Genomic DNA, 11,426 nt, shown 5'->3' on the forward strand with positions numbered 1-11,426 from the left:
GCGTTATTTTTTTACTCTCTATGTTAAATTTGCAATCATAACATTCAAAACTATACTCCAGACTGCAAGAGTAGATTTCGAGTTTCAGTACTCTAATCAGAGGAACTATATGATGAAAAGCTTGAAGTTATCAGTTGCAGCATTACTGGTGTTGTTTTCAAGTGCAACACTTGCAGCGCCAGCAGTATCAACCTCCGCCGAAGCCGCCTCAAAAACAGCAACGGCAGTAGAACAAAATGTTAAATCAGCAAAAAACAAAGCTCATTCATTAGAGAAAAAAAGTTACCAAAAAAGTAAAAAGCCAAAAAGTAGCAAAGAAGAAAAATAGAAATAGCTCAGTCAAAAAAGGCGCTAATACGGCTCGTTGTAAAGATGGTAGCTATAGCAAGAGTAAATCCCGTAAAGGAGCCTGCTCTCGCCACGGTGGTATTGCTAAATGGCTGTAAAGTTTCGTTGATTTTTCATCATGCACAATTAGGGAGCTTCAGCTCCCTAATTCTTTGTTAATCTTTTTCATTAAATTATTCAATTGTCGTACGGTGAATAAAAAAATTTATTCCCCAATCGGAAATAATTTCACCATTGTGATATTAATGATCATATTTTCTTCAGCAAAAAAATATTGCCTTTTATACCAATCCAACGTCAAGATGCGTGTTATATTTCCTCGCGCAGCGGGGACATATAAGGCCTTGCGTCGTCTTGCGGATTGCAACTTTCAGTTTATCGAGTATATATTTTATTAAATTTAACTTATCATACTGAAATTCAGATAAAAAACTTAAAATAAGCCAGAAAAACAGATAATAAAACATAAACAATAAAATAATTTACAGTAGCCACAATAAAGCAAAAACTCACCCCCAACGAGAGTTAAATGAAAATTAGAAATATTTAATTAATAACATAGCATTAAATAAAGATAATGCATTAAATCAAGTTACATAAACGGGCAATATAGCATGATAAAATATAACATCGGTAACCTTGTTCACCAGATAAAACCATACTATTTATTACATTAATTTACTATACAAAGTAAAAAATATAGATATTTGTCAGTAGGGTGCTAATATTCGTTACAGAAACGAAACTTATGAATGACGAATATCAGTAGCCATATATTGTTTGCTCTGCTAATATTCGTCTAATTTTTATCCAGAGTAATAAAAAGAGGAGAAGCAATGCCCTCTCTAATGATGAGGACAAGTGCGGTCTTCGCTTTCTTTATCTCATTAATCTTTACCGGTCTGAGCCATGCCTCGACCAGTACCTCAAAAGTGCAAGAGTATTCTCACAATAGCATGCTGGTAAGTTTGCCTGATTTGCGACAATACCCTTCAGGTACACCTCGGAAGAAAGCGTTTTTAAATATTATTGTCCCTGTAATTGATCAACATAATCAAAAGATTATGCAAGACCGCAAATGGCTCCTGTCACACCAAAAGAATCATCATTGGTCTGTACAGGATAGTCACCGATTGAAAAAGATTTGCATGGATTACAAAATGACCTGTAATTCGCCAAAACAGCTTAATTGGAATAAGTTATTAAGTCGGGTTGATATTATTCCCACCCATTTTGTTGCCACTCAAGCAGCGGCTGAATCGGGTTGGGGAACGTCAGAACTTGCCAAAAAAAATAATAATCTGTTTGGAATGCGTTGCAGCTCTTGCAGCAAAACGAAAGGAAAAGTCAAAGGTTATTCAGTTTACCCTACTATCAATGCATCCGTCGTTGCCTATATGAAAAACCTGAATACGCATCGTGCTTATGAGTCACTGCGCTCTTCACGTGCAAAGCAGAGAACAACACAGGAGCCGCTGAATATCAGTAAGCTGATTGATAATCTCAAGGGTTATTCTGAACTGGGATCTGACTATAATCGCTATTTACATCGCATATTTAATGGCAACAAGGAACTGATTTCACAAGCGCAAGAATTGCCCATCCAATAACACTCTTCCAACAATCCACATTGTATTAATGACAAAGTGGATTCTTTTTTTATAATCTGTCGCTGTATTATCTACTGTAAACATCGACAAGTTCCATACTATACTCGATAAACGTCAAGTTGCGATCCGCAAGACGACACGAAGCCTTATATTTCCCCGCTGCACGGGGAAATATAACACGCTTCTTGAAGTTGGATTGGTATATAATGCATTTCAGAATTACATTCTTTCTCCCAATGATAAATGGTTAACCAGAGCCTAATATGAATTTCTTCTCTTTTGAGTTCCTTGGATCGTTTGTTATTCTGCTGGTTGTCTATTGGCTTTTACAAAAAGCGCCCAGGCTACAGAATGGCGTGTTAATTTTAGCGAGTTATTTATTTGTATTCTCTTTTGCTGCCAGGTTCGCCTACATTTTATTCGCCTATACCCTGTTTATTTACTTTTTGGCGAATATTCTTAGTCGTTATTTATCCAATAAGGCCATATTTACACTACTGACATTCGGGCTTCTCAGCTGTTTCACTGTTTTCAAATATTACTCTTTCTTTCAAGAGTCGATTCAACAAACATTGGCTAATGTCGGGATCAACGTGGAACTCCCTGTCCTTGAATGGCTGATACCGTTAGGTTTGTCATTTTATGCGTTCCATTCGGTCAGCTATGTTGTATCGGTATGCAAGAAAGAGCTGCCTGCCGCGCCATTGCCGGATGTCATTTTGTATCTTTGCTTTTTTCCCAGCATTGTCGCCGGACCGATTAACCGAGCCAAAGATTTTTTGCCACAGATTCAGGTCGCATCCAGAATGATTCTGGAACCCTTAAAGGCGCTATTATTGATTGCTCTCGCTATCGTAAAACTCTTTTTGCTCAGTTCTACGCTCTCTGAGTATCTGGTGAATCCCGTTTTTGAAGACCCGATTAGTCATCATGCCGGGCAAGTCCTCGTGGCAATTTATGCTTATGCCTGGAATATCTACTTTAACTTTTCCGGCTATACCGACCTTGTCACAGGTATCGCCCTGCTATTAGGCTACAAAGTACCACGCAATTTTGATGCCCCTTATCTGGCTGAAAACTTACAGGTATTTTGGCGACGCTGGCATATCAGCCTGTCAACATTCATCCGTGATTATGTCTACATTCCATTAGGTGGTAACAAAAAAAGGCGTATTCCGCAAGAACCTGAATATATTCACCGCTATGGTGATTTCTGGCCTATGGCACGGGGCTGGTCTTAGTTTTATTATCTGGGGGGCTATTCATGGATTAGGATTAATTCTGCAAAATATTAAAAATGCCCTGTTCCCTGTTTCCAGGAAACAGAGGGAACCACAAGCCAGAAACCCAATGACATTATTTTTATCCCGTGTGGTGACATTCCATTTTGTCTGCTTGGCCTGGATCTTTTTCCGTAGCCCGACATTTAATGATGCACTGGCGGTATTAAATCAACTGTTCGCCGGCGAAACATTTACATCCCTGTTATCCAGCAGTTCTCTATTAATGGTTTTCTGGGGATTCTTTATTATCTATCCTTGGCTGGTAAATTTCAGAAACAAAATTGAAAAAAATCATGGCTTGATTTCCTGGGTTTATTACCCAATTCCCTTAGCCTTGATCCTTACTTTAGTCTTTATTTTGTCACCTTCAGGAATGCCGGGATTTATCTATGCTAACTTCTGAATTTACATCTAATCTGAAAAAAGTCGGACAAGCAATTTGTACCGTGGTATTGACCAGCTTAATGTTAATTTGGCTCAATCAAGGTTCATTAGATAATTTCTGGCAACAGAAATATCACCATAATAGTCCCTGGACATCTCTCAAAGGGGAACCGTGGTGGGATTTGGGGAATAATGTGCAGCAAGGAGCCATTGCTGCCAGTAAAACTTTTATGGCATATGCGCAGGGAAAACATCAGGATAACCCGTCATCAGCCATGAATATTGATAACAGGCAGACCGTATTTCCCCCTGATTTTCAGGTTGGCTTGCGCTTTCTGGGAGGTTACGTGTATCCTATCGAAAATCTCTCTTTCACCTTTCCTGAGCTACTGAACAAAAATATTAAACTCGTTCAGTCTTCTTTACCGCCAAAGAGTTCAGTAGAAAATCCGGTTATTGAAATTGCCCAGAAAACCCATGTTAATCTGGGCATAAAAGATAAGGTGTTATTTGCCGGTGATTCAATGATGCAGGGCGTCGCCCCACATTTAAAACGTCGGTTGTTTCAGCAATATGGCATTTCCAGCATTAACTTAAGTAAACAAAGTACAGGGTTGTCTTATCCCGGTTTCTTTGATTGGCCAAAAACGATTAGCGATGCGTTGAGAACCCACCCTGATATTAAGTTGGTCGTGATATTTTTAGGCCCAAATGATCCGTGGAATATGCCCTCAGGACACGGAGGGCCTTATTTGAAATTCGCCAGTGAAAACTGGGAAGACCTTTATCGCCAACGAATTGAAACTATCTTAAATGACGTGCGCCAACATCAAGCTAATGTTATTTGGGTTGGGCCACCGAATATGCGCCAGAAAAAACTTTCCAGCGGTATGTCTTACCTCAATAAATTGTATCAGACTGAGGTAGAAAAAAAGGGCGAGATCTATGTTGCGGTTAATGACATGTTCAAATATCAGTCAGATAATTATTCAGATTATATTGGCGATGGCAGCAGCACCATCAAACTCCGCAGCGGAGACGGTATTCATTTCAGTTTGAAAGGGCAACAAACCATTGCGGATTATCTATTTTCATTGATCACATTTATTCAGGAGCCAGTTAAAGAAAATGCAACCATTTAACATGTTCCGTGGATGTTATCGGATAGTAGGCACAGTGCTGGCTATCGCGCTCTCAATCAGCCTATTATCGTGCAAGGGGGAAAAATCTCAGCCGGCATCGGAACGCCAGACAACACACATACACCGTCAACAACAATTGACGAATTTTGATGATCCCAATTTCGCGCTATTAACAGATAAATTACGTCACAGCGATACCCGCCAACTCCATTTTGTACAATTAGGTGATTCACACACGGCTGCCGATTTCTTTACCGGTAAGTTGCGCAGTTTATTACAGAATCATTACGGCGACGCAGGGCCGGGTTTTATCCCCCCAATGAGCATTCCCGGCCAGCGTAACGCCTTAATACAATTTTCTGAGGATAAAACCGGTTGGTGGCTTTCAAGCAGCCGCAGGGAAAATCGGGCGGATTATCCACTGGGGGGATTTATCGCTATTCCCGAAAGTACCAGTAGTACGATACAACTCAAATCTTCCTCTGCTCGTGGCAAATACTGGCTGAGTGCACTCTATCAATCCCATACAGCGACTCAAATCAGAACGCCATTTACCACCATAAAGTTACCCGCAACACAAAGTGAATGGCATTTCTCGCCAGGACAGAGCATGAGCTTCCCCATCAATCTCTATCCACAGGATACACAATTGAAAATTGGCGGTTGGCTGATAAAACGTCAAAATCCCGGCGTTATATTATCTGCATTGGGGATTAACGGCGCTACCATTAATATACTGGATAAATGGCAACCGCAATGGATTGATACGTTGGCGCAGATAAACCCGGATATGGTTATTCTCGCCTATGGCACCAATGAAGCCTTTAATGATTCACTGGATTTGGTGGCTTATCAGCAAGATTTGACCGCTAAAATCCAAGAAATCCGCAAAACCATGCCGCAAACCGTTATCCTGCTGATTGGGCCGAATGATTCGCTGAAAAACAAAACCGCAGCAAGCTGTGAAAAACAGCAACCTGCCTTACTTGATCATGTGATTCAGATTCAACAAACCGTTGCCAGACAACAGCGCACCCTGTTTTGGGATTGGCGGGAATATATGGGTGGGTCATGTTCTATCAGAGGATGGGAACAGCAAAACCTCGCTCGTCCTGATTACATTCACCTCTCCGCAACCGGTTATGAACGCAGTGCCGAAGCGCTTTATAAGCAGTTTATGGGGTTGGTTGAATAATAAAAGTTCCTATATGCAAGTCGTAAAAGTCTTTAAATAACGCTTTTAAAAGTGCCAAAATGAATAAATAACAACCGTGGATAACAGCACCTTATGATGGATAAGGTGCCATTAAAAATCGCTTAAAAAGGCTTCATCACAACATAGCGAAATAGATCATGCCAACCATCGCGCCGGTTGTGCCGAGAATCGTTTCCATTATCGTCCAGGTTTTTAGGGTTTGCGCTTCTGTCGCACCAGTAAACTTTCCAAACAACCAGAAACCAGAATCGTTCACATGGCTAAGTACCAAAGAGCCACCGGCGATACATACTGACAACGCCGCCATTTGCGCACCGGAATAACCCAGTTCGCCAATCACGGGCAGAACCAGCCCTACCGTGGTCAAACACGCGACCGTTGCCGAACCCTGAATCACACGCACCGCACCTGACAAAATAAAACACGCCAGCGCGATTGGCAGGCCAGCACCGACCAACGCATCGCCCAATGCAGGCCCAACACCGGAGTCCACCAGCACTTGTTTGAATACCCCCCCTGCACCTGTCACCAGCAAAATAATTCCCGCAGGTTGGATCGCCGCAGAGCAGACCTCCATGACTTTCTCATTACTCATACCACGACGGATCGCCAACCCGTAAATCGCCACCAGACAAGCAAGCAAAATTGCAGTGAAAGGATGGCCAAGAAATTCCAGCCAATGATATAGCGCTGATTGCTGATCAACAAAACGTGCACCAATGGTTTTCAAGCCCACCAATATTAAGGGGAACAAAACCAATGCCAGGCTGAAAGCAAAGGAAGGCATCTGGCTTTTGCCAATGCTTGGTGTGCCCAGATCTTTGGGTAAATCCAGTGTCACATATTTACTGATAAAGTTACCGTATATCGGGCCAGCCAATAACATGCCCGGAACGGCGGCGCTCAGGCCAATCAGGATCATCCAACCAAAATCGGCGCCCATCTGGGAAGCCAGCATCATCGGCGTTGGTCCCGGGACCAAAAACGCCGCCGCCGCCGCAACACCTGCAAACAATGGCAGCGCCAGTTTCACAACATTGCCATTGGTGCGACGCGCAACGGCGAATGCCACACCAATCAACAACACAACCGCCACATCGAAAAACAGTGGCAACGCACAGACAAGCCCGGCCACACCCAATGCATAGTTAGCCCGCTTTTCACCAAAACTCCCCAGCAATTTCACGGCAATCTGGTCAAGGGCACCCGTTTCATGCAGGATCTTGCCAAACATTGCGCCAAGAGCGACAACAACGGCAAGAAAGCCCAAAGTGCCTGCCATACCGTCTTGCATTGTCTGAGTGATTTTCTCCAGTGGCATACCAGAAAAAATCCCTGCCCCTACGGAAACCAGCATCAAGGCAATAAAAGCATGTAACCTGGCTTTCATCACCAAAAACAATAATAGGAGAACAGAGCCGACGGCTGTCAGAACCAGAGTTACAGTACTCATGAACATCCCTCACTAATACGGTTAATGGCGTGGATATGGTCAATGGCTTTAATCACATTTTTGATGACTTCATCAAGATCAGGTTTGATATCAATGTGATGGACATCCTTTTCATCACTGGTCGGCTCTTCCAGTGTCTCAAATTGCGAGATGAGCATTTGCGGTTTGAAGAAATGCCCCTTGCGGGCTTTCAGGCGGCTTTCGATTAAGCCAAGATCCCCTTTCATATAAAGAAATGACAGGTTTTTGTTGCCATCACGTAACATATCCCGATAGTTTTTTTTCAAGGCAGAACACACGAGCAGGGAGATAGGGTTGGTGCGCTGCATGGCAAAAATGGCATCATTGAGTGCCATCAACCACGGCCGACGATCATCATCATTCAAGGCATGACCCTGTGCCATTTTTGTAATATTGGCTCGGGGATGAAGAAAGTCCCCATCCAGAAACGCAGCCCCTAGTTCACGGGCAACACCACTGGCAACCGCAGATTTACCGCTGCCGGATACCCCCATCAATACAAAAACGTGGTTTGGCTGTTGGGTATCACTCATATCAAACTCCTTTACACAGATCTTACCGATCAGATATCCATTTGATTTATAATAAAAAATTAGCAGTGGAATAGTAACCATCAAATGTTACCGGTAACTAATTGCCGGTAACATTAGCAGTGGAGCTGGATGATAGGCAATCAATCAGAACCATCAAAAAAGGAAAATGTGAGGCTTATCGCAATTGAAAATGGGAAAGCATCATTTTGAGCTACAAAAATTAAACACTTTCCCCCAGTGAAAGGGTAAACCCAACATCGATCAGAGTTTGTTCCAGCGTTTCCCCACTCAGACGAGCAAGCAAGGATTCTGCTGCCTTGCGTCCCATTAAGTTACGAGGAGTCAGCACGCTGGCAAGCCTGGGTGTCATTACTTGGCCGACATCATGACCATGAAAGCCCGCTATCGCAATTTCTTCCGGTATTTTGATCCCCTGTCGCTGGCACTCAAAAATCGCCCCGATAGCGATATCATCATTCGTACAAAACAGGCCATCAATTTCGGGATATTTCTGGCAGGATTCTTGCAAAAGCTGTGCGCCTAATGAATAGGAAGAGCTGACGGGTGTCATCATTTTTCTTGGTTGAAGCCCGGCGCTGAACATCGCCATTTCAAACCCTTGCAAACGGATCAGCGTTCGTTCATCCTGCCGGGCACCGAGATAAATAATGTTTTTGCAGCCGCGTTCAATCATCGCCATCGTCATCTGACGAGCCGCTGCTAAATTATCGATCCCTACTGCAATATCAAGGCAAGGCGATACACTGTCCATCAATTCAACTACGGGTATGCCTACTGTTTGCAACACCTTTAACGTTTTGGGGGTATGTGTGCGTTCCGCCAGAATCAGGCCATCAATATTATAGGCAAGCAGGGAGAGTAAACGTTCTTCTTCTTTCTGGGCAGAATAACCATAGTGGGCAAGCATAGTCTGATATCCGTTGCGATCAGTCACATGCTCAATACCGCGAATGACTTCGGCGAAGACCTGATTGGTCAATGAAGGAAGCAAAACACCTATTGCACGACTGGTCGAATTGGAAAGAATATCGGGTACACGGTTAGGGATATAACCTAGTTGCTCCACAGCTTCCGCGATTCGTTTTCCCAACGCGTCAGAAACCTGATCGGGATTACGTAAAAAACGGCTGACCGTCATTTTTGTGACGCCAACGAGGTCGGCAACATCTTGTAAAGCTGGTCGTTTTTTCTTCATTTTCAATGTAATGCAATCAGTTATTGATAGGTACAGAGGAATAACTCGCGGTTTTAACATATTTATACAGCATCACAACACGCTTTCTAGTGAAAAATGCCAATCTACTCGCATCTTATTTATCAGTAATTGCTGAAATTGTGATGGATTACACGCGCTTGAATAAATCTTCCAACATGCTGGTAACATCCCCACCGCATAACACAATAGTTTTCACACCCTTACTCTTTTTGTTGTTGCATTAAGGCCAACAGGTTATTTTGCGATTTCTGTGATGGAAATCTTATAAATTGGTAAGTAAGAATTAAAAATATGGATGAAATGTGATCTGAATTACAGATAGTAAAACAGCAGAATGAAAGCGAAAATTTGACTGACTTTATAGACTAAAAAAATGGTAGAATTTTTCCGCCCTAAAAAAATGTTATAAAACATATGGATAAAATTAGAGTGTTCCCCGTGAGTACGGGGATAAACCGGAACTTGATGGATAAGAATTGCCCCTGGGTCGATAATTCTTCGGGTAAGACAACTTCTAGCATCATTCCCCTCACGGTACTGGTAGTGGGAACCACAACAGCAAATCCGGTATGCTCGTTAAACATCTTTCGAGAGATCACAAACGCAGGGCGGCGTTTCTACCGTAAAATATTCTTTAGGACTTCCGGCTAACAGTGATTCCAACGTTAACTCTTCTTCGATTGGTGTAAGCACAATTTTGTTATCTTGAATGGACAAATCAAGCTTTGAACCCGTATGCAGATTGAAGGTTTTTCACAATGGCTTTCGGTATGCTAACAATATTATCTCCACCAGATTGGCGAATAACAACAGCAGTCATGCCCATCATCATAAACACAATAGAGACGTAATGATGGTGATTTGCTACACTTCAAATCACTGCTTCCGGCAAGCATAGTGAAGATAACAATCAGGAATGTATTTGTCTTAAGAAAAGATGAAAAATAGAAATGTCCACAGTTTAGTGATATGAATACTTTTCCCCGTGAATACGGGGATAAACCGTTTTTATTTTTACTTTTATTTGATCACAACTTATGTTCCCCGTAGATACGGGGATAAATATCTATCTGGATATCTAATCTACACACTAACAGGTGTGAATAAATGATAACCCAAGCAGCCTAATTTTTAGAAGTTTTTCTTATTTCCTTTTATTTGAAATTGAAAAAAAAATTTGCCTTTCCACAAACTCACTCTACACTTTTAAAATATTCCACATAAAAATTCTCATAGGAGACAAAATTTGAAACGATATTCACCTGAAAAAAAAACGAGCCATGCAAAAAAAAATGCTACCGCCCTACAACATCAGTATTTCCTCTCTGGCCAAATCAGAGGGAATCTCTAAAAGCACCCTGATTAGATGGCGCAAAGAAGCGCTGACACAAATAAAAATGCAGCACCTACAAAATGAACAAACACTGATATATAGAGATAAAACACTATCAGAAAAAAATATTCACTAAGTATTACAATTTACTATGAAAACTATCATAAAAATCTAATTCATAGCGAGATGAGATGAAATTTTCACCATTACCTTCTCATGTGATTTTAAATGTGATCAATATTCCATATAAGATAGAATGTTAGTGATAACATAATATAAAATAGGGTAAATTCTCCAAATCCGTTGTTAACAGAGTTGATTTAGCTAATTTTTTAAGCAATTCGCTATTTTAAAATAATATAATCACCCAGGAAAACACTTTGATTGCTAACAATGTAACGGAAATAACTTACTGGAATCGTATGGTGCCAGAACTTACTGTGACCAATTTTGCGGCTTCACTTGATTTCTATCAAAAAATATTGGGTTTCGAAATATTAATTCGTCGAGAAAATCCCGATTTTGTTTATTTAGGATTAGGTGAAGCACAATTAATGCTGGAAGTATTTCATGACAATGGTTGGAATACCGGAGAACTCAATAATCCATTAGGGCGCGGTATTAATTTTCAAATTGAAGTCGATGATATTATGCCAATCCTGGAAAATCTGAAAATTAACGAAATCGAACTTTATCGACCACTGGAAGATAATGATTACTGCATAGGTGATACCTCAATCTGTCAGAGGGAATTTCTCGTTCAAGATCCAGATGGTTATTTACTTCGATTTAGTCAATATATAGAAAACACAGAAGATTAATGACAAACCATTAATATAGGCAGGTTATAATTTTATTTACTCATG

Annotated in this window: 11 protein-coding genes and 1 pseudogene; 8 read left to right on the plus strand and 4 right to left on the minus strand. The window is 41.4% G+C overall.

Annotated elements, in window-relative coordinates:
• The first annotated feature begins 109 nt into the window (after positions 1 to 109).
• The 7 genes and pseudogenes from PXH59_RS17510 (at position 110) to PXH59_RS17540 (ending at position 5,962) form a co-directional block, all read left to right on the plus strand.
• Positions 110 to 328: a hypothetical protein gene (locus PXH59_RS17510; RefSeq protein ID WP_285809387.1), complete on the plus strand. Its 219-nt coding sequence runs from the start codon at positions 110 to 112 to the stop codon at positions 326 to 328.
• A gap of 67 nt (positions 329 to 395) precedes the next feature.
• A pseudogene (locus PXH59_RS17515) lies at positions 396 to 446 on the plus strand (DUF3761 domain-containing protein); the annotation flags it as partial.
• Positions 447 to 1,184: 738 nt separating this feature from the next.
• Positions 1,185 to 1,958: a protein bax gene (locus tag PXH59_RS17520; protein WP_285809388.1), complete on the plus strand. Its 774-nt coding sequence runs from the start codon at positions 1,185 to 1,187 to the stop codon at positions 1,956 to 1,958.
• Between the two features lie 263 nt (positions 1,959 to 2,221).
• Positions 2,222 to 3,199: an MBOAT family O-acyltransferase gene (locus PXH59_RS17525; RefSeq protein ID WP_285809391.1), complete on the plus strand. Its 978-nt coding sequence runs from the start codon at positions 2,222 to 2,224 to the stop codon at positions 3,197 to 3,199.
• 109 nt (positions 3,200 to 3,308) lie between these two features.
• The gene (locus tag PXH59_RS17530; RefSeq protein ID WP_285809392.1) at positions 3,309 to 3,644 is read left to right on the plus strand and encodes an MBOAT family O-acyltransferase; all 336 of its coding nucleotides are present in this window, start codon (positions 3,309 to 3,311) and stop codon (positions 3,642 to 3,644) included.
• A complete protein-coding gene (locus PXH59_RS17535) occupies positions 3,631 to 4,767 on the plus strand; it encodes an SGNH/GDSL hydrolase family protein (RefSeq protein ID WP_285809393.1) in 1,137 nt (378 codons plus the stop codon). Before PXH59_RS17530 ends, PXH59_RS17535 begins: the two co-directional genes overlap by 14 nt.
• Positions 4,754 to 5,962, plus strand: a complete 1,209-nt coding sequence (locus PXH59_RS17540; RefSeq protein ID WP_285809394.1) for an SGNH/GDSL hydrolase family protein — start codon at positions 4,754 to 4,756, stop codon at positions 5,960 to 5,962. The genes PXH59_RS17535 and PXH59_RS17540 overlap by 14 nt, the downstream gene beginning before the upstream one ends.
• 136 nt (positions 5,963 to 6,098) lie before the next feature.
• Here PXH59_RS17540 and gntU read toward each other — a convergent pair whose 3' ends face one another.
• The 4 genes from gntU to PXH59_RS17560 form a co-directional block, all read right to left on the minus strand.
• Positions 6,099 to 7,436 carry a gluconate transporter gene (gntU, locus tag PXH59_RS17545; protein WP_285809395.1) on the minus strand — a complete coding sequence of 446 codons (1,338 nt, stop codon included), beginning with the start codon at positions 7,434 to 7,436 and terminating at the stop codon, positions 6,099 to 6,101.
• A complete protein-coding gene (gene gntK, locus PXH59_RS17550; protein ID WP_047768847.1) occupies positions 7,433 to 7,990 on the minus strand; it encodes a gluconokinase in 558 nt (185 codons plus the stop codon). The genes gntU and gntK overlap by 4 nt, the downstream gene beginning before the upstream one ends.
• A gap of 220 nt (positions 7,991 to 8,210) precedes the next feature.
• Entirely contained in the window at positions 8,211 to 9,206 is a 996-nt protein-coding gene (gene gntR, locus PXH59_RS17555) for a gluconate operon transcriptional repressor GntR (RefSeq protein WP_285811813.1), read from the minus strand.
• Between the two features lie 413 nt (positions 9,207 to 9,619).
• A complete protein-coding gene (locus tag PXH59_RS17560) occupies positions 9,620 to 9,811 on the minus strand; it encodes a hypothetical protein (RefSeq protein WP_285811814.1) in 192 nt (63 codons plus the stop codon).
• Between the two features lie 1,171 nt (positions 9,812 to 10,982).
• Here PXH59_RS17560 and PXH59_RS17565 point away from each other — a divergent pair.
• Positions 10,983 to 11,381 (plus strand): bleomycin resistance protein, encoded by a 399-nt coding sequence (locus PXH59_RS17565; protein WP_285811815.1) that lies wholly within the window; start codon positions 10,983 to 10,985, stop codon positions 11,379 to 11,381.
• Positions 11,382 to 11,426: the final 45 nt, after the last annotated feature.

It is taken from the genome of Xenorhabdus bakwenae (assembly GCF_030272115.1).
GTDB lineage: Bacteria > Pseudomonadota > Gammaproteobacteria > Enterobacterales > Enterobacteriaceae > Xenorhabdus > Xenorhabdus bakwenae.